This is a genomic window from Photorhabdus tasmaniensis (genome assembly GCF_011189505.1).
In the GTDB taxonomy this organism is placed as follows: Bacteria; Pseudomonadota; Gammaproteobacteria; order Enterobacterales; family Enterobacteriaceae; genus Photorhabdus; species Photorhabdus tasmaniensis.
The window spans coordinates 1-20486 of the sequence record NZ_PUJU01000015.1 but is presented as its reverse complement, the minus strand read 5'-3'; the positions used below and the strand labels follow the sequence as shown (position 1 = coordinate 20486).

Sequence of the window (20486 nt, the reverse complement as noted above, 5' to 3'; positions counted from 1 at the left end):
TTTGAAGTGTGTTACGGAAGCAAAATCCGCACTTGAGTAAATAGGCTTCAAAGTCGTTCCAGTTGGATTTTTTAATTATTCGTGACGATATTTTCTTTAGTCCATATTTTATTAAGCTTTCATCTTTTTATTTCTTCTCATATAGTTCACTAAACTTGCTGAGTTCAATTGCTCTTAGCGTAGGAGATATATTGAAAATGCTAAGTAATATTTTACTTCTGCGATAATGTTTTTGTATCTTTGTCGAGTAATTATCTATTTCCTTAGTAAGGTAGAAATACCTAACAGGATTTACTAATCGCGTTACACGGTGATAGTATGAGGAGCGGGCAATAGAAAATTTATCCATGATTTCTTCTCCGTATATTCCTATATTTTAGGGCGTCATCTTAAATTGGTCTTGATAGTGGTTCATATTATCGCTGTGGCTACTGTTTTTTGTGCTCAATTCTGACGCTACCATACTAAAGTATGGTTTTATCCTGCCAAACGTTAATGTCACCAATAATATAAATATTTTTACGGGCACGAGTAAGAGCAACATTCAGTAAATTAGGTTTACTTGCAGCCCACACTGCGCCACCCGCATTTTGAATATCACATCCAAGGACAAATATTACGGTATGGTTCTCTTTCCCCTGAAAGGTATGTACGGTTCCTATATTTTGACTAATCCATTTAGAGAATTGTTTCTTTTTATTATCCCCTTCAAGATATTGATGAAAATAATCTTTATGGGACGATAGTTCTGTACCTAACTGCTGTTTAACTGCTTTGAATGGCGAAATAATATAAATCTGAGAAAGATTTTTTTCTTTTTCTATTAATGTAGTTAATAGCGTTAAGACTTCTTGAGCCAATGATGGTTTGTACTGCTTTAGAGTACAGCTCCCGCCAGAGTGAATCCAACGGTTATTCACAACCGTAACGATTTGCTCTGTCAGCAATAGTTTGAATTGACCATCTGTTAGGGTTCCATTCCTCCGCATCTTTTTTAAGTATGGTACCACTGATATATTCAACCAACTTTGGCGGGGTGGTGAAAACAGGTTCTATTTGTAAAGGATCTCCAACCACGATAGCCCTTTTACTTCGCCATAAACCTCCCACCGCAACCTGAGGTATAGCTTGTCCTACTTCGTCAATCAGTAACCAACCAAGCTCTTCACTTCCTAAGCTTCTAAACATCGAGCCTAAGGAGGTAAAAGTTGTTGATACTACAGGCACTATCATAAATAGCAGCTGCCATATTTTTTTATTGTTAGGATCAATCTTTCCATCAAGCATCTCTGGCAATTTAAACACTTTTTTGCGGAATATTTCATGTTTTAGTACTTCTAAAAGCCAGGCTTGGTGTAAATCGAGTGCAGCGATAAAAAGCTGTGAGCGGAAATGGTTTATCGTTGGATCTTGCCAGTAGGCATTTCTTTGTAGCTCACTATCATTAATGTATTTTTCAGTGCCCGGAAGCTTCATCTCAGGATGTTCATGACAGAAACGCGCAAGTTTCTGCTGTTTAAGTGTATATGCGTCGTGTTTTTCCTGTAGTAACTGTTCTGCTTCTCGCTGCTTTTGTAACAATAACGGTTGTTGTTGAGTACAAGTATCAATTTCTTTGAGTAAATCTATACGTTGTTGCTTTAATGTCCGCTGTTGAAGATTAACGTCACTGACGTGCTTTAGATAGCTAACGTAGCGGGAGCGATTAAAAATTTGGATAAGAATATTAGGCTTATTACGCTCCTGCTCTGCTGCATGTAAATCTCCAATTTCTATCTCGCTTTCTAATACTTCCAGATGATGGTTTTGTTGTGCCAATCTCTGTTGGAGATTGGTGTAATCAGAAGCCGCTTCGTCTCTGGCTTGCTTAAATGTCTGTAGCCAAGTCTCAAGGTTATTCTTTTTAAGAAATAAGGCTATTTCATTGGCTGACTGACAACTTGCTATAAGCTGTTCTAGATTTTTTAGTATTTGATTAAAACGCCCCCGGTTTTGATGTCAAATCTTTTCTTTACGACGCATCCACATGGGTTAGGTTTTACTCGTCTCTTTGTACCCTACCTGCCGAACTGTTGTTCGCGCTTTGACCTCAACGCTCACGACCACCGCTCTTTACGGCAGCCGCTTGAGGGGGTTTGAAGCCGGCTTCCGACAGCGGACTTCGGTGGGCCTGCCACCATCTCCTCCTGAGCTTATGCTACATACTGGCTGCGTTCCCTATGCTGCCAGTTTGTATGCCTGCGGCACACTTTCTATCAGAAATCGCCTCCTTAACATCAGCTTATCCAGAGAGATAACGCTTTTACCTTCATATTACTACGGACATGAGTGATTAACGTTATTCCTTCTGCTTCCCGTTCATCAGGGCCTGTGACAAATACCCTTTATCGCCACAAACACCCTGTTAACCCTTGTACCCGCGCTTTGACGGGATGACGATCATCTTTATTTCCTGAGGTCAACTTAACCGCCAAAAGTTCACCACAATCATTGATAACCCGATGAAGTTTAAAGCCATAAAACCAGCCTGTACTGGTTTTCCCTCGCTGTGCGACGCCCTCAAATACGCGATGATGGGGAATACGGAGATTATGGCAAACGGCAATTTTGGTTGAATCAATAAAAGCGATCCCCAGGGTTTCAGCCTTGCGTGACGAAAAAAAAGCGCAGAGAGGAATAGATTTTTGGCAAAAGTCATCGACGCAGCAGTAAAGTTCTTCTAAATTAGACATGCCTGAGGATCTCCACGATTTTGTTTTCTTTGACAAAAACTTTGATCGTACCTCAGGCGCTTAGTTCCCTTCTTAAGCAAATTTCAGGTTAAATTATATCTTCAAGTTAATTTAAGATAGTGCGTTCAGTTATTCTACCTTTATAATTATTTTTGAAGATCTGTAAAGACACATCAGATATCCAGAGTGAAGCAATAACCATTGCTTCATGATTTAAATATGTAGTTGAATTAACATCTTTAATTAAAATAACTAAAGAATATTGTGATTCAAAAGTATCTTCTTTTAGAATGACTCCAGCATCACCTAAGTTATTTACACCCCAACCATGTTTATGTGCAACAATGTATTCATCAGGAAGGAATTCAGGTAATTGGTCACTGAATTGCTGCCTAGCCAGAATTTTTCTAGCTAAAACAGTATAATCAAAATCTAATCCTAGGTTTTTATGAAAACTACTCTGGTTATTATTGGAGTGTTCATAAAACAATTTTTTATAAAAAAGAGAAACATCTGCGGCAGTTGTCATATTTTTTTTATGTTATGTACTTGAGTTGGTGGCACCAGATAATAATGTTCTGTATCATAAAATCCATGTTTCTTACAGTACTGATTTAGTTTTTCTACTCCTATAATTTCTCCGAGATATTTAGTAGATAATACATCACTATAGGTAATCATTAAATGTAATAAATCATGATAGGATATATTTCCATTAGCCATGTCAAGATATTGTAAACACCCAGAAATGTCATTTCTTGTAGTATTAGGAGGAGTGACTTTAATAACGTCATGAACTGAAATTTTATTTTCAATTAAATATGACATAACTGCTGTCATTATGAAAACCTTTCTTACACTTGATGAAGGCATTTGCATATTTTCATTTATTTTAACCGTGTCTCCATTAATGTAATTCTCATAAACTAATGAATATTTAAATTCAACATCTTTAGGGAGTGGAAATTCCATTTTTATTTACCTTTTAAACAGAGTATAAGACTAGTTGAATAGCTGATTATATATATACCCTTCATCTTTCAAGTTGCTGCTTTGTTGGCTGCGTTCACTTGCCGCCGCGCTGCAACTTGAAATCTATTGGGTATATATCAGTGAGATACAATCACTTTGGTGGCTTAAGCTAACATTATTACTCAATATGTTTTAACATACTATACCTATATTGCTTGATTTTTTTATTATTGATGTAAATCACAAAATAAATTCAATATTTACAGTCATTGCCAGTATGGCAGGGCGAGAGTTCACCCTGTTAATATGTTTGACACTACTAATGTGATTTCAGTTTTATTTTTTTTAAAATTCCCTTGCTATTTTTTGATGCATTTTTTTAGAGTGAATCTTCGCACTAAATATGTCCATATATTACTCGGGTCTTATAATTGATAGAGATTAAGTTATTTTTTTGATAGGATTGATGTAGAATTTTTATGGCCATGCTAGCGAAATCGTATTCAGGTGTTCTTATCTCTGGTGCATAAGAACAAGACATAGTTCTCTCAATCAGTCCAATCATATCCAATTGCTGACTGTTATTAAATGTACATTCCTTAAAATTGCCATTAAAAAACTGGTGAATTCTACTTTCCAATATATTGTCAATCTGCAACGTTTCTGAATAACGCTTAAAATAAGTTTTCAATAGTTGTTCATAGGAACGATGAAATTTATCATGATCAGGATCTCGAATGTTCCAGATAAGAAATACTGGATTATTCGTTGCCAGAACACGTCTGAATTCAGAAAGAGTTTTATTCGGTTCGAACCAATGGAAAGATTGCCCACATACCAAAGCTGCTACTGAGCAAGATGCCATTCCTAATTGCTCGGCAGAACCATGACAATACTCTACATTGAGTAGATTAGTCCTTTCCCTAGCTTTGGAAAGCATTTGTATATCAGGTTCTATCCCGATCATGGGTATGCCTGTAGCTGCTAATTGTCTTGTAAGTATTCCTGTTCCAGAACCAATATCCAACACAGGTAATTCGGATGATAAATTAAGCTGATGGCGAATAAATAAAAGTGCCTCTCGTGGGTAAAGTGGTCTTGCTTTATCATAGATTTCAGACTTATTAATATAGGAACTAGAGAGTGAATGTGTCAAAGTCAATGATCCTTATAGAAATGTTTATACTTAGAATAAGTATCTAGTAAACGAAAAAATAGGACTATAATTTACCATCTAATACATTGCAGTGATCTTAATTTATTGATTAACAAATTCAATACTTCAAAATTTATTCTCTTGTAATGAAAGTTCTTTTAACTTATGTCTCACTAAGTTAACAACCGATTTTGTTTGGGTACGGATGAAAAAATGCTCTCCGTCAATAACTGAGACTTGACATTTACCGGAAGTATATTGAGCCCAACCTAAGTAATCTTTAAATAGGCTAGTAACTTTATCTTTATTGCCTAGTAGAAGGTATATAGGGGTAGAAATACTAGTTACGGGGCTTTTTGATAAGTCTATTGCCAATTGAAAATCAGTTCTAATCATAGGTAAAGAATTTTTCATTAGTGCTGAATTGGTCATAAGCTCAGGAGGCGTCCCACCTAGGTCTGCTAGCACTTGTAATAATGTTGCATCACTCAAATCTTGTTCCCGAATACGCATAGCTTGGGTAAAGCGTGCTGGTGCAAGGCATCCACTTACAAACAATTGGGACGCTCTGATTCCACAAGTTTTTTCAAGAGCCAATAAAAATTCAAGTGCTATGCGGGCACCTAAGCTATGCCCAAAGAAAGCAAAAGGAGGAATACACCATTGAGTATAGTGTTTCATTAGATAATCAACCAGATGATCACGTGTATTCAATGCTTGTAAGTTCAATGCTCGTCCCCGACCAGGAATTTCCACTGGGATAATTTTTATGTTTGGCAGTAAATTTTGCCAACGCAGATAGAATTCAGCACTGCCTCCCGCGTAGGAAAAACATAATAACGTTAGTCTGTTATTGTTCATTGTCTTTTCTCAGGCTAAACAGTAATTGTTTTAGATGTAGTAACATGTTTTTTCCCCAACGATCGACTTCAGCTGTTGTAAATCGTTCGGAATGAAACCAAAAGTTGAAACGCAAATCATCACCATTAATCTCAACAACTAAGTGAAGACCTGGAACACGCCGCATATCTTCGACATTGGCTCCTGATAATAAATTCGCTGATACGGGACCTAAAATCTCTATTCCTTCGATTCTTATCTTTTCTGATTCCTCAGTTATATGGCGATAATTGAGAAAATTGATACCTATATCTGAAAAGTAGGTATCGATTGGTAGTCCTGCAAACGCAGGTATCTTACTTATTAACATTGATGGATGCATTAATGGATAATCATGAATGGCATCAAGTGTGCGTGCAACTATTGAAATTCCAGTTAACCAGTCATCATGGCTTACAGTAAGTGGCACTGGTAGAGGTGAAGTGAACGGACCGATTATGTCATTGAATTCACCCAATCCTCGACCACTACTAATTGTACTGATAATCAACTGGTCTTGGCCAATAATGTCGGCCATGCTTTTGGCATAAACATACAAAATTGCGTGGAATACACTGAATCTATATAGTTCAGAAAGTTCGTTCAAGGCTCTGTTAGCATTAATTGCTTCGATACTGTGTCGTGATGATGAACGAGCTATTGTAGGCATAAATCCAGGATGGTTCGGTAACACAGTCGGGCCTTTAAAGGAGTTATATAGTCCTTTGAAAAAGATAGAATCATTGTTCCACTGTTTATGTAGATACTGCTTCTGACGTTGAGCATATACATTATAGTCGAGTTTGTGTTCGACATGATCTAACAGTTTATTATTTGAGAGGCAATGTAAGTATTTACCAAATACATCAAAAAACAGCGTTAGAGATTTTCCATCAAATTCCAGATGCTGAACACCTAAAAGTGCAATAAAGAACGGTTCTCCTACATCAATAAAGTGTATAGTCCAAGTTATATTATTTTTAGGTTTAGGAAGTCTCTGCTCCATTTCTTGGATTAAAAAAGTAATTTGCTGAATTTTTTCTTCGGTCGTTAGTGAAGATAGATTAGAACTTAACGTTTCAAAATCATCCATGATCTGTGATGTAGTTTTTACAGATGGCAGTCCTCTAGGAAAATAAGTTCTCAGCAAACGATGTTCATCTATCACCTTAGCCAAGGCTGTGCGACAGTGCCCGAGATTGAAAGGGCAATAAATCAGATAGGGAATAATACGCAGGCCATAATTTTTGTCTATAAGCGAAAGCCAACGAGATTGCTGTAATGAAATTGAAAAATTTTGCTCAGTTTTTGAGGTTATTCCATTATATACTCGATGAGCTTCATGCCAGGCTGGCTGGATTATGTGAGAGAGCAAGTCAGTATGTAACTCACTTAATGTTTGGTAAGAATATAGCTGTTTAGCAGTCCACTGCAGATCTAATTGAACGGCAATTGCATTTTTGAGTTGTACGATCGCTAAGGAATCAAAACCCATTGCTTTTAAACCAATATTTTTTATCGTGTCATATTGACCGTAGATGGACTCTTCTAGACCAATTAATGCATCAATAGTAGACATGAGCCATGTTTCGAGCACACAACTCATTTGAGATTCATTTCTACACGCGAGAAGGCGGGTTATGGTGGTTATTGATGAAGAGGGATTATTATCGTCTGTGTCATCCACCAAATTTTCCAGAAAGCGTGCTAGTAAAGGGGATTTATTACTTAGTACTTTTGGATCAATTTTCATAAAAGCTATAATACGAGCTGGACTGGCTAACAATAGGCGAATAAATAAGAGTCCTTGCTCACAGTTATGGCTAAAAAGTCCATCTGATTCAAGACGTTGTATTCTCTGTTGGTCATCTCTTAATTTCCCTGCATCACGCCATACTCCCCAATTGACTGTGAATACCTTACCCGCAGCAGGAAATAAAGCTGCATGAGCTACATCGAGAAAAGCGCTAGCAGCACCATAACTCGATTGTCCACCATTACCTAAAACTGAGGTGGCTGAAGAGAAGTTGAAAATGAAGCTAATCTCCACTTTATGTTTACACAATAGTTGATAAAGGTTCAAGATACTAGTGCATTTAGAATTGAATGAGAGAGTTAGATCATGTGATTGAATACTCCCAAACAATTTATCATTGAGGTCTACAGCTAGGTTGAAAACTCCTGCTTTGTGAATTGAGGTACTCTGTAACCAATCATTACATTTTTTATATCCTGTCTCTGTTGATAGATCAAATCCTAAATATTGGATAATTGGGTAACGATCCATTAATTCGCTCAGCTCCTTATTAGGATGTGCCGAGCGTCCGATTACATGAATGGAACGGACTTGATCGGCACAAAGATTTTTAATCAATTGCACACCAATTCCACCAGCGCCACCTATCAGGATATAATCTTGTTCTGTTGGGTATATGTAATGAGTGTTTTCTACTTTTTCTACTTTTTCTACTCGTGGCACGAATATTTGATTTCGCAGAACTGTCACGACTAATTCTTCAGTTAACGGTAATAATTGGATCGGGCTTGCTTCCTCTTCATTCTGGGGTGCTTCTTCTCTGGCAAAATTAATAACATTTACCTTAAGGTTTGGTTCTTCGATTAGCAACGAACGGAGCATACCTATAATGCTATTCGTTACAGGTGAGAGGGTCATATCTTCATGGCTGCTAGGTTTCTTTGAAAATAGCAAGCAAATCTGTGGTTGGAGTTTATAAGTATTAATGATAGATTGCAAAAAATTTAGCACTAGAGAACAAGTGGTTATGGCTGTTGATATATCGTTGTTTAGCTGATTGCGTAGATCTAAGTATATTTTGTCCACACCATCAGAATACTTTTGCCATAGCATATTAAAATTTTGAGCTGTGGTGGCCTTCAAGGTTTCATCAGATGGCATATCAACTGTTATCAGTGTATTCAAGTCAACAATATGAAATTGTTGAAAGGAATTTTTTAAGTAACCAATTTCTGTATTGTTGAGTATTTCATCTGGCGCTAGAAACAAAACTTTCTGAGAAATGGTGGATTGTACATTTATTTTTTCCACTGTTAATGGTTGCCAAATTAATTGGTAACAATAATTCTCTAAAGAGTGGAAAGCATCTGGTGCTTCAATCCAGCAACGAACTCGCTGGAATGGATATGTTGGTAATCCCTCAAGAACAGGCATTTTTTCTTCATTGTGAGGAAAATTAATGTTGATACCGGCGTAAAACAATTCTCCTAAAACAGTCAAAAATTGTCGATGATCTCTTCTCCCTCCTCTGGATATTGGTAGTACACTCAAAATATTTTTTACATCTCCAAGTATAAGTCCTGATAACGTACCTTTGGGGCCGATCTCTATTAAATGTGTCCCTCCAATCTCAATAGTAGTGTCTACGCTGGCTTTAAAGTTCACAGTTTCTCGCAACTGACGACACCAATATTTAGTAGTCGTCACTTCACTCTCAGCTAATTTCCCCGTTACTGTAGAAATAAAAGGTAATGTGGGAGAACTTAATTCAACGTTAGCAAGGTATTCTTCGAAACGATCTAGCAGTGGATCAAGTAACCAAGAATGTCCTGGCCGTGAAATGTTCAATCGTACTGCTTTTACACCTGCCTCTGCTGCTATTTGCATTAACTGGTCAGCTGTTTCTAAAGTTCCTGAAACTACCGTATTATTGGCTGTATTTATTGCTGCAATCGAAAAATTATTTCCTGAAGATTTTATTAATTTCAATGCACACGTATGGTCACATTCAAGAGATATCATCGCTCCTATATTTCCTAACGAATCTAATAACCTACTTCGTTCTACTAGAATTTTGAATCCTTGCTCGGCGCTGAAAACTCCCGCTATATAAGCAGCTGCATATTCTCCTAAACTATGACCAAATAAGACCGCAGGAGTGAGACCACTATTTAGTAACAACCTAGCCATTGCCACCTGTAAGGCAAATATCATAGGTTGTGAACAGGTAATATCGTTTATTATTCTCTCATTTAATTGGGGATCAAATAGCAGGTTTGCGGCAGTAGTATCAAAAATTTTTAAACACACAGGATCGAACTTGTCTAGTTCTTTTTTGAATAGTGCTTCATAAGTATAAAGTTCCATTCCCATATTTTGATGTTCTCCTCCTTGACCAGAAAACATCAAAGCAATTTTGGGTACTTCTTCTATTACTTGCTTGGTATTAAGCGACAAACTATCTAATGTACTTATAGCATCTTCCCTATGGCTAGCGATAACGAATGCTCGTTTTTCGAAAAATGTTCTAGAATGCTGGAGATTAGCAACGAATATAGGAAAGGTGCTATCTTCCTGATTTTCGAGAAACTGTAAATAAGAAGTGCGTAATTGTTGTAAACTATCACTATTTCGAGCTGAAATAGGTAGTAAGTGTGCTCTCTCATGATATGGTGATGGAGTAATAAGACTTCTTTTAGGAGCTTCCTCAATGATTATATGTGAATTATTCCCTCCTAATCCAAAACTACTGACACCAACAATGACACGAGGTTCTGTTATAACTATCGCGTCTTTGTTGATGGTAAAAGGGGTTTCTTCAATATGTAATTGTGGATTGTATTGTTCAAAGTTAATAGTGGGAGGGATTATTTTATGTTGAGTAATTAATACCGCCTTAATTAAGCTAGCCATTCCTGCCGCCCATCCCAGGTGCCCAATGTTACCTTTTACACTTCCCAAGTAACAAGTATTTTCGAGGGGGCGATCAATAAAGGCATTAGCTAATGCCTTTATCTCAATAGGATCACCAATTGGAGTAGCGGTACCATGGGCTTCAATATAACAAATTTGTCCAGGATCGATGTCTGCCATTTCAAGAGCATCACGAATAACACGGGTTTGTCCAGCAATAGAAGGGGCTGACATACTTGCTCGATTGCTGCCATCATTGTTTGTAGCTACTGAGCGAATAATGGCATGGATATGATCTCCGTCGTTTATAGCATCAGTAAGTCTTTTAAGGGCAACGATAGCAGCACCGGAACCAAACACAGTCCCACTAGCTTTCGCATCAAATGGACGACAGTGACCATCTGAACTAAAAGGCATACCAGGTTCGAAATAGTAAGGAATTGATTGTGGAACAGGAATTGCTGCTGCTCCGACTAATGCCGCATCGCAATCACCTAATAAGATTGCTTGAATTGCGGCTTGAATACCAAATATTGAGGTCGCACAAGCCGCCTGAATATTAATTGCAGGACCACAACAATTAAATTTATAAGCAATTCGATTAGCAAGAAACTCCTTATCAGTAGCCATAAATTGAGTTAACGTATCAGCTGATTGATACAAACCACAAGCTCCGCTATGGTCAGATTGACCATGAACATTGTTGATGAAATACGAGCTTGGGCCTGCACCGCAGAAGACTCCAATTGACTCACTTTTAGAATGTAGTGATGTATTTTCCATCACTTCCCAAGCACACTCTAATAAAAATCTATGTTGTGGATCTAACAATTGTGCTTCTTTGTAGTTGAATCCAAAAAAGTTGTAATCAAAGTTTTCTATGTCAGGTAGTTCAGCATGGGAATGAATTCCTCCATCGGTATATGTATTGACTTGGATACTTTCAGTTCCAGATAGGAGATTCTTCCAATATTGTGTTACTGATGAAGCTCCTGGAAAGCGACAAGACATTCCAACAATTGCAATAGTGGTTTCATCTAATGATGTTTGATCTTCTTGGTTATTTAGCATACTACCCCCTCTTTTTCCCGTGTATATGTTGAATGGCATTAGTTCTTGTTTTACGTTTGTTGGAAGGTCTAATTGTGTTACTCAGTTGTTCTTTATTATTGTTATTCAATTGCTGGTAGTGATTGCACAAGAGTCTAATAGTAGGAAACTCGAATAATTCAGTTTGACGAAAGTCATGAGATAGCATGTAGCGAAGTTCGGCCAAAAAAGAAATTAGGGTAAGAGAATTAGCACCAATATCCATAAAATTATCATTAACTCCAATCCTATCTAGGCCAAAACAAGCTGCAGCTAAATCGCTCAGAGCCGATTCAAGCTTGCTTTGTGGTGCGACATAGGGCAAAGGTATCTGAGATCTAACTCCCCCAATAGTTGGGAGTCTTTTAATATCAACTTTGCCATTTTGAGTTAGAGGAATATCTGTAACTTTCTTATAGAAAGATGGCAACATGTAGTCTGGTAGTCTTTCTGCTAGGTATGCGTGTAAAGTTAGGCTGATATCATGAGTACTACTTTTTGCTGTAAAGTAGAGTATTAATAGAGTTGTCATACCTGACTGTTTAGCTACTACAAGGCAATCCTCTACCAGACCAGAGTCAGTAACGGTAGTTTCTATTTCTTTCAGGTCAACTCGATAACCGCGGACTTTAAACTGTCGATCGCATCTTCCCTTATATTCAAACATTCCTTTATTATTTTGAGCACAGAGATCACCAGTTTTGTACATTATTTGTTGGGTTTTGGGATGTATTACAAATTTTTCTAGCGTTTGCTCTTTCATTTGGTGATAGCCTAATGCTAGAGATTGCCCTGTAATATAAAGCTGACCAATAGTGCCTAATGAAACAGGTTGAAACTGTTCATCAAGTAAGTAAGCAATGTTGCCCGGAATTACTTGACCGATTGGAGGCAAATCTGGCCAGCCATTTGGTTCGCCTTCTAGTTGATATTCCATCACCACGTGCGTTTCTGATGGTCCATAATGATTAATAAGTTGGCAATGGGAATGAGATTTAAACCATTGTCTAATAGCTGGTGTAATTTTTAATTGTTCACCAGCTACAATTATTTGCATTAGATCGGTTAATGGCTGGGTTGCATGTAACCCAAAAGTAACAAAAGGGATTAACATCGAAGTAGGTAAGAATAGACGAGTTACTGATCGTAAGGATATCAGTTGAATTAAAGTATGCAGATTTTTCTTTTGTTCGTCTGTGATAATTAATAGCTGACCACCGTAGCATAAAGTGCTATAAATTTCTTGAAATGAAACATCAAAACCTTGAGTGGCATATAGTAATGTGGTGCCGTTTGGTTGATGTGTTTTCCCCATCCAAGAAATCAGTGTAGACAAAGTTTGGTAGGGCACCACAACAGGTTTAGGTTTTCCAGTAGTTCCTGATGTAAATACAACGTAGGATGGTATTTTATCTTGCAATTTAATAGTAATTTCATCATCTCTATTATTTGCAGGAGACATAGGCAATTCATTGATACATAGTTGATTAGTCTGTTCGTTTAAGGTTTTCGCCAATTCTATGTTCAGTTGTTGGTTAACTAGACATAACGATAAATCGACAGAAGTAATCATTTGCTTTAATCTTTCAATTGGATAACTGCTATCTAGGGGAACAGCTATTCTGCCTGACATATGAATAGATAAAATTGAAACTATATAATCAATGCTTTTCCCCATTAACACGCCTACCATATTCCCTGTGCCAGTTAAAGCAATAATGCTTGCTAGGCGGTTAGCTCGTTCATATAATTCCCTATACGAGATTTCAGATGAATTCTCAATAACTGCTAGTGATTCTGGGTGATTATGGGAAATGTCTAAGAATCTCTGAATGAAATGCATTTTCTTATTTCTCCACTCGGCAGCCAATTCTAATTGCGAAGTTTCCTAAAGGCTCTCTATTTTCAAGCATGATTTGGTGTGCTTCCGGTAAGTTTTCAAAGTCAAAAACCCTTGTTAAACATGGTGATATTACACCTTGGCATACTAGCTTGTTGAATTCAGTGCATTGAGTTTGATTAGCGAAGTGAGAGCCTTGGAATCTTTTTTGACGCATCCAGTGATAACGAATGTCAAATGTACCTCTATATCCACTGGTACCCGCGCAAATTACTACCATTCCTCCTTGAGAACAAACAAAAGAAGATGTAGGAAAAGTATCTTCACCAGGGTGTTCTATTACAATGTTAGGATTTTTCTTTTCTCCTACTTGTTTCCAAATTTCTTTTTGAAAGCGTCTTGCTTCACTAACCCATTGTGAGTATTTAGATGGGTTGATCAGATCTTCTATAGGCCCCCAATGTTTATAATTACGTCTATCTATTATTCCCTTAGCACCTATTTTTCGACAGTAATCAGCTTTTTCTTGACTACTAACAACAGCTACAGGTATTGCACCAGCAGCATTAGCTAATTGAATAGCCATTGAACCCAATCCGCCACTCCCCCCCCAGATGAGTATTACATCGCCAGCTTTAACCGTATGGGGTTCAAAACCATGGAACATTCGATAGGCCGTAGCACCACATAGCATGTAGGAAGCAGCTTGTTCCCAACTTAAATGGCTTGGTTTAGGCAGGACTGCATGTTGCTTAACACGAGTGTACTCAGCAAAGGCTCCGAAATTTATTTCATAACCCCAAATTTTAGCTGATTTATCCATAATTTCATCACCCGATACACTACCATCCCACCAGCCACAGTGCAGCACTACTTCATCCCCTATAGCTATATTTGTAACGTTCTTACCCAGTGCTATTACAATCCCAGATGCATCAGAGCCAGCAATATGAAGTCCATTGTATGTTCCATATTTTTTCTGAAGGTTGACAACATCAACTGGGTATCCTTTAGCAGCCCATATGCCGTTATAATTGACTCCCGCAGCCATAACTTTGATCAAACATTCATCAGGCTCCAAGGGGGGTATAGATACTCTTTCTAATTCAAAGGCAATTAAGGGATGACCATATCTCTCAGGCCTTATTGTTTGAGCTAACATTGTTTTTGGTAAGGATATGTTTGAAGTTCTTAACTTCACATCTGATGCTAGTAAATTTTCGTTCATTCAATACCCACTATATTTTAATGTGATATAATTACATCAGTTAATTTTTATTTTCACTAAAACTCACTTTTTAAGATGCAGAGAATATACTTACCACAGAGTGATAAGTTTTATTTTATGATTGCAAACTTAATTATTTTTATTTCATTTAAAGATAAATAAAAAATCAAAACTATAAGATAATCAATTACTCCTTATATAGCTAATAATTAAGGGGTTTTATGCGATTTTAAGTAATAATAATCCAGATTTAAATCATTATAAAATATAACTTGTTATTTTTCTGTTTTTTTCTCCAAATATACCTGTGAATCCCCATCGAATGTAACTTCCCCATTATCGATTTTGATAACTCGTTCTGCAAGTTTGAATATACGTGGATCATGACTTATCATGAATACCGTTTTACCATAAACAAGGTTACTCATCGATTCTATAAAACCATTTATCTTGTTATTATCTAAATAAGTAGTTGGTTCATCAAATAATAATATCTGTGGTGTTTTAAGATATAATCGCGCTAATCCAATGAGTTGTCTTTCTCCACCTGACAAAGAAGAGCCTTTTTCATCAATGTATGAGTTTAGGCCGTTTTTTAGTTTATCCAGTAATTCATTACCACCGGCTTTTATTAATGAAGAGATCATGTCTTCTCTAGTTGATTCTGTGTTAGCGATATGAAGATTATCATATAAAGTACCTTTTATAATCTGAGTTTGTTGTGACATTACGCCAAATTTTTTCAACCAACTCTTAGTACCTATAGAGGATAGAGTATCACCAAAAATAGAAATAGTTCCTTCGTTTAATGGTGTTAGTCCTGTCATGATATCAAATATCGTACTTTTACCTTGTCCATTATCACCAACAATAAGAATTCGCTCACCTTTTTGTATGCAAATATTTATATTTTTTAACAAAACATCTCTATCATTATAGGAGAAATTTTTTATATTTATATCAATGTTATTAGAGCTGTGGTTTATTATTGATTGATTTTGTCGACAAGGATTTTTTTTATTTTCGTCTAATAATTCTAAAGTTCTTTCTAACAATGACCTTAAGGAAGAAAATATATTTAAATGATTGCTATATCCTTTAATCGAATATGACATTAATTGCTCATAGGTGAATGCTGCGATAAAATTTCCAGGGTTGATTTTTCCATCCATTAATAATAATCCACCATACCAAAGTATAATGATTGTTGATGCAAACTGAGCAAAGAAACCAAGAGGAGTGGATAATGACATAAATAAACCTGTTATCCGTTCGATATTTTTTACTTTAACATTTACCTCGTTGATTCTATTTTTCTCTGATATTTCAGAATTAAAAATTTTTACAGTCTTAATCCAAGAAAATGACTCCTGTATCACTCCTGTCAGCCGAGAGTTATAAATTTGTAGGATTCTTTCATAAACAGCTACTTTATTGGTTATAGGTTTACTAATGAAAGTGACTGAACTAACTATCATTAATGTTAAAATAGATAATTTAATATCAATTAGGGCTATGGCAATAAATGGACCAATAATAGATAAAGTATCATAGAGAAATTTACTATATAAATTTCTAACTCTATCTGATATAAGGTAAGTATCGTTTTTTATTCTAAATGCTAGACTTGCGGAATGAAATTTTCTATTTATAGAATATGGGAATGAAAGAAAAGAGTCTACAAGCGATTTCCTCATGTTATAACTTAGTTCAGATGTGCTAATTGTTTGCATCCAAATAATAATAGTATGACTTATTACAATTAATAACGATATTAATACCAGCGAAATTATTAGTTGATTAAATGAAAAATTAAGAATTAGCTTGTCTTTCAATAAAAAATTAACCAGTTCTTGTACAAGAAATGGGAATGCAACCTCAGCCAAAGCAGCTATAATAGTAAAAAAAATAGCTAGCATGAATGGTGTTTTTTGTTTGCGTATAAAAGAATAAATAAATTTAATATATTTCATATGTTGTTCACAGTTAGGACTTAGATTCAGTTATAGCAGAATTAAAATAATATGACATATTAACCTAGTGGTAGTTTATATTTATTTATGAGTGTCTTAAACTTATATGTAACATGTAGTTACAAAAATACAAATCACCTCTGTATTAATAATATCTAAATTCAAATGACAAGGCAGCATTGCTTATGAGACATGTAGGCTACATCAAGTTATGCTGATTTATATATTATAGTGAATATTAAAAACCATCAATACGTCATATTAAAATGTAATAAAAACCTTCCTTGGAATATATCCTATGAAAATAAAAATATTTTCGTTTTCAATATAAATTGAAAATTTAGATAATTTTGTGTCATCCCTTATACAGCAAGGAGTAATGCTTGTTCAATTTGGTCATCATAATAGTTATATTTGATAATTATACAAAGTGGTCATTTTAATAAAAATAAAATGTACAGATGCTATTTTTTATAAGAATCTATTTCATGCTTTTAAATATATATTATATAGTAACAAAGTTAATTAAAATGACACGATAAAAATCACACTATATTACCTGTATTTTATAGGAGTATCTATTCAAGTGCATTACCATACAGGAAAGTAATGCTCCACTCTTCATATACTCAGATAAATTGAATAGTTTTGGTGTTAATGCCAATTTAGAGCAAATTTTTTCCAATTCATGATTTTTGTTCATCTCATTAATATAATCTTCTGTTCCTACCTTTAGATTATTAATATTAGATGAACAAAGAATATATTGATTAACTCTAACAGAATTACAGATTCCACTGTACGCAACGTCTTTATCAATACTGATAATATTTGTTACTTTTTCTAATTCTTTCAATTCATCATTATTTAATCCCTTAGTATATACGAGAGTATTTTCTTTATCTAATGGTAAAATTATACAATCTAAATGATAGAGATAAGGATCTTTTTCTTCTATTTTCACAATTTTAAGGCCAAATTTATCTTCCATCCAATCATAGGATTTAATATCACTTCTTATCCCATGACCACCTACAAATATATTGCCATATAAATGCTTTAGCTCTGCCTCACCTTCAAAGTGATAAGGTGAAACTTCAGTTTTATAACCTAATGATTCAAAGAAATTCACTCCAATAGGTGTTTCTGATCTTCTTATTTCTGATGAAAAATTGGCGACTATTGCTGTTTGATCTTCATCACCAATAATAATTCCCAAATTAGCAGTATACACTTGATCTTGTAGTTCCTGATGAGTATCAGATGGCAATAAATAAACAAGGGACTGTGATGACATAAAGCTATAAAGATTATAAAACTGCCTCAATGCAACTTTATTGTTAACATTGATTTCAGAATCATCAAGTTCTTCCATCCAAATGTTATTTCTTACATTTGTATTTAGTGAAAATGGAGGTGCTAGTAAAAAGACTGGCATTTTTATATCAGAAATAATATTAGGAGAATTCTTCATCATTGTAAGACCTTAATTGTAGTTTATAACATTTTATTATAGATAATTATCATTAATCCTGACTAACTTGGTTATACCACCTGTAACATGTTCTTTTTCAGTTACCAATGAAATTAGTTCATCATCATTAGTAACAGGAATTACTAAATCAACTTGTGAACCATATCGAATCATAGAAAACCTATCACCTTGATAGACAGGTTTTTTTTGCTGTATATGAAATGGTGTTATTGTATCAACATCATAGTCACCAATTTGTGCCACATAATACTCTTTATTAACCCGGCGGAAATTTATATCTGATATACTGTATGAATGAAAACAGACGCACGCAAGCTCACTACTGAGCAACAAGCACTGCTAAGGCAGCAAGCTATCCGGCTTCGTTGGGAAAAAAATATGACCTTCCGCGAAATCGGCCAAATATTGAATATTCATCCGGATACCGCTGGCCGCTGGTTCAAACGCTATCAGACCGAGGGTCAAGCCGTACTCACCATCAAGAAACGGGGCCCCAAAAATAAAGTGGGCCGTCTGAACGCCATTCAGCAACAGAAAGTCATTGAGGCCATCCGAGACCATATGCCCGATCATTACAATCTGGGTTTTTCACTTTGGACACGGCGGGCCGTCGCGGCCTTGATCTATCAGTTCTGGCGAATGGATATTCCGGTTCGAACACTCGGTGATTACCTCAAACGATGGGGATTTACGCCGCAAAAGCCGTTGAAGAAGGCGTGGGAGCAGAACCCGGCTCGTGTACAAACGTGGCTGAACGGAGAATATCCCCAGATCCAGGAACGCGCCAAAAAAGAACAGGCCCAAATCTATTGGGGCGATGAAACCGGTATCCGAAATACCGAGCAACATGGCCGGTGTTATTCGCCCAGAGGGAAAACACCGACTCAGCCTATCCCCGTCAGGCGGCATACCCTGAATATGATTTCCGCCATTTCTAATCAGGGAACCGTCCGCTTTATGCTGTATGAATCCAATATGACGGCAGATACCCTGCTCAAATTTATGCGGGCGTTGATGACATCCCGTCCAGGCAAAAGCTTTTTAATTCTGGATAACCTGCGGGTTCACCATGCCAAAAAAGTGAAAGATTGGCTGGAGCAGCCCTCAGTGAAACGTCGTCTGGAGGTGTTTTATCTTCCGGCTTATTCACCGGAACTGAATCCAGATGAATATCTGAACTGTGATGTCAAAGGGATGATACACAGCAGGCCAGCAATGCGTAGTGTCGAAGAGATCAAAAAACGAACTCGTTCTTGTATGCGCAAGTTACAACGCCAACCAAAACGCGTCATCAGTTATTTCAATTCGAGGTTTATCAAGTATGCAGCTTAGTCGATGTATTTTCCTGCCGGGTTAATATTGATAGAAGGAGAATATATTTTATTTATAACCCTTTGATTTAAATGCAAATAATCATCATGTATAAATTTTGGATTCTCTTGGTAAAAAATATTATTTTCCACATCAATCATAGGTAGATTGTTTGTTTCTAGGGGTTCATGCTCTGAATAACTAAGCATGCCATTATATGGCACTCTATTAACATGTACATCATAGCATGTCATAAAAATACCAATAACAAGTGAACGTTTATTATAATACTTATCCCTTATAATATCTTGGATGCTATATTTTTTTCCTTTTATTTCAACAATTGCTTCATCTGGGTTTATTATGTCTATATATATAACGAATCCATCCGCTGGAGATAGAAAATATCTATCATCAGTATTTATTGTTCTTGCAGGATCTCTGAAAAAACCTTCCTGAAAATAATTTTCAGGAGGTATATCAGGAAATCCATTAAATATCGATTTAATAGTACAATTCATTTTGTTATTCATTATTTTCTCTTGAAATTTTCATAAACAAAAATGTGTTATAACGAAAAAATTATTAATATATATATAATATTATCTTATGAATCATTCAATTATAATTTTTATTACACCCCTATTTTTTTATTCATACAAGTAAAATTTGGGAACCATTCACCAGCCCCCTATTGATAACCAAAATATGGCGAACATCGCTTGATCCGCTTTTGCCTGTTGCTTGATTCTTTCAGTCAGGTAATTTCTCCGCTCATGAAAACGAAAAAACACTTTACCCCTGAGCCACCTGAGGTGAGCAATATCAGAGAAGCACCTTTTCAACCGGTGCGATTTCTGAAGCCTAGGGGCGTCAGCGCACTATAGTGGCATCTCAACAACCACCGACTAAAGTCGGTGGTTGCAGATTATTGACAAAGTGCTTGTTTTTTATCCGTCACTCTATTTTAATTAAGTTCCGTTCACCAAACGGAGCTTGCCGCCATGTTAAGAACCTGTCTTTCCTACACAAATATTTTAACCCGCCCCCTCGTTATTGAACTTTTCCCTCATAGATTGATCTCAATAAAAAACACAACTTGAGGTAATCTTTATGTTTTCAACCTGCGCCGAACAATGGGC

14 protein-coding genes and 1 pseudogene are annotated in these 20486 nt (G+C 36.1%); 1 reads left to right on the top strand and 14 read right to left on the bottom strand.

Features of this window, described 5'->3' with window-relative positions; translation table 11 throughout:
* Positions 1 to 464: 464 nt before the first annotated feature.
* The 13 genes and pseudogenes from C5471_RS09040 to C5471_RS08980 form a co-directional block, all read right to left on the bottom strand.
* Positions 465 to 860 (bottom strand): AAA domain-containing protein, encoded by a 396-nt coding sequence (locus tag C5471_RS09040; RefSeq protein WP_207627272.1) that lies wholly within the window; start codon positions 858 to 860, stop codon positions 465 to 467.
* 52 nt (positions 861 to 912) lie between these two features.
* The gene (locus C5471_RS09035; RefSeq protein WP_166295811.1) at positions 913 to 1818 is read right to left on the bottom strand and encodes an AAA domain-containing protein; all 906 of its coding nucleotides are present in this window, start codon (positions 1816 to 1818) and stop codon (positions 913 to 915) included.
* A 411-nt stretch (positions 1819 to 2229) separates the two neighbouring features.
* Positions 2230 to 2678, bottom strand: a pseudogene (locus tag C5471_RS09030) (IS982 family transposase); the annotation flags it as partial.
* Positions 2679 to 2838: 160 nt separating this feature from the next.
* Positions 2839 to 3261, bottom strand: coding sequence for a serine hydrolase (locus tag C5471_RS24825; RefSeq protein ID WP_133813727.1), 423 nt, complete (start codon positions 3259 to 3261; stop codon positions 2839 to 2841).
* The gene (locus tag C5471_RS24820) at positions 3258 to 3704 is read right to left on the bottom strand and encodes a serine hydrolase (protein WP_133813728.1); all 447 of its coding nucleotides are present in this window, start codon (positions 3702 to 3704) and stop codon (positions 3258 to 3260) included. The genes C5471_RS24825 and C5471_RS24820 overlap by 4 nt, the downstream gene beginning before the upstream one ends.
* A gap of 397 nt (positions 3705 to 4101) precedes the next feature.
* Entirely contained in the window at positions 4102 to 4860 is a 759-nt protein-coding gene (locus tag C5471_RS09015; protein ID WP_166295808.1) for a class I SAM-dependent methyltransferase, read from the bottom strand.
* 126 nt (positions 4861 to 4986) lie between these two features.
* Positions 4987 to 5721 (bottom strand): thioesterase II family protein, encoded by a 735-nt coding sequence (locus C5471_RS09010; protein WP_133813730.1) that lies wholly within the window; start codon positions 5719 to 5721, stop codon positions 4987 to 4989.
* Positions 5711 to 11479, bottom strand: coding sequence for a type I polyketide synthase (locus C5471_RS09005; protein WP_166295805.1), 5769 nt, complete (start codon positions 11477 to 11479; stop codon positions 5711 to 5713). The genes C5471_RS09010 and C5471_RS09005 overlap by 11 nt, the downstream gene beginning before the upstream one ends.
* 1 nt (position 11480) lies before the next feature.
* Entirely contained in the window at positions 11481 to 13367 is a 1887-nt protein-coding gene (locus C5471_RS09000; RefSeq protein ID WP_133813732.1) for a non-ribosomal peptide synthetase, read from the bottom strand.
* Positions 13345 to 14565, bottom strand: a complete 1221-nt coding sequence (ccrA, locus tag C5471_RS08995) for a crotonyl-CoA carboxylase/reductase (RefSeq protein ID WP_207627271.1) — start codon at positions 14563 to 14565, stop codon at positions 13345 to 13347. The genes C5471_RS09000 and ccrA overlap by 23 nt, the downstream gene beginning before the upstream one ends.
* A 275-nt stretch (positions 14566 to 14840) precedes the next feature.
* A complete protein-coding gene (locus tag C5471_RS08990) occupies positions 14841 to 16538 on the bottom strand; it encodes an ABC transporter ATP-binding protein (RefSeq protein WP_133813733.1) in 1698 nt (565 codons plus the stop codon).
* 550 nt (positions 16539 to 17088) lie between these two features.
* On the bottom strand, positions 17089 to 18015 hold the full coding sequence (locus C5471_RS08985) for a dimethylarginine dimethylaminohydrolase family protein (RefSeq protein ID WP_207627270.1): 927 nt from the start codon (positions 18013 to 18015) through the stop codon (positions 17089 to 17091).
* A gap of 33 nt (positions 18016 to 18048) precedes the next feature.
* Positions 18049 to 18276: a phosphatidylserine decarboxylase gene (locus tag C5471_RS08980; protein WP_166295802.1), complete on the bottom strand. Its 228-nt coding sequence runs from the start codon at positions 18274 to 18276 to the stop codon at positions 18049 to 18051.
* Positions 18277 to 18327: 51 nt separating this feature from the next.
* Between C5471_RS08980 and C5471_RS08975 the strand changes: the two genes are divergently transcribed.
* Positions 18328 to 19365 (top strand): IS630 family transposase, encoded by a 1038-nt coding sequence (locus tag C5471_RS08975; RefSeq protein ID WP_133813735.1) that lies wholly within the window; start codon positions 18328 to 18330, stop codon positions 19363 to 19365.
* Here C5471_RS08975 and C5471_RS08970 read toward each other — a convergent pair.
* On the bottom strand, positions 19362 to 19877 hold the full coding sequence (locus tag C5471_RS08970) for a phosphatidylserine decarboxylase (RefSeq protein ID WP_133813736.1): 516 nt from the start codon (positions 19875 to 19877) through the stop codon (positions 19362 to 19364). The two genes, C5471_RS08975 and C5471_RS08970, sit on opposite strands and share 4 nt — an antisense overlap.
* Between the last annotated feature and the right edge of the window lie 609 nt (positions 19878 to 20486).

Coding starts and splice junctions, on each gene's coding strand:
- C5471_RS24825 (WP_133813727.1), bottom strand. CDS start 3,261: ATGACAACTGCCGCAGATGTTTCTCTTTTTTATAAAAAATTGTTTTAT.
- C5471_RS24820 (WP_133813728.1), bottom strand. CDS start 3,704: ATGGAATTTCCACTCCCTAAAGATGTTGAATTTAAATATTCATTAGTT.
- C5471_RS09010 (WP_133813730.1), bottom strand. CDS start 5,721: ATGAACAATAACAGACTAACGTTATTATGTTTTTCCTACGCGGGAGGC.
- C5471_RS09005 (WP_166295805.1), bottom strand. CDS start 11,479: ATGCTAAATAACCAAGAAGATCAAACATCATTAGATGAAACCACTATT.
- ccrA (WP_207627271.1), bottom strand. CDS start 14,565: ATGAACGAAAATTTACTAGCATCAGATGTGAAGTTAAGAACTTCAAAC.
- C5471_RS08990 (WP_133813733.1), bottom strand. CDS start 16,538: ATGAAATATATTAAATTTATTTATTCTTTTATACGCAAACAAAAAACA.
- C5471_RS08985 (WP_207627270.1), bottom strand. CDS start 18,015: ATGATGAAGAATTCTCCTAATATTATTTCTGATATAAAAATGCCAGTC.
- C5471_RS08975 (WP_133813735.1), top strand. CDS start 18,328: ATGAAAACAGACGCACGCAAGCTCACTACTGAGCAACAAGCACTGCTA.
- C5471_RS08970 (WP_133813736.1), bottom strand. CDS start 19,877: ATGAATAACAAAATGAATTGTACTATTAAATCGATATTTAATGGATTT.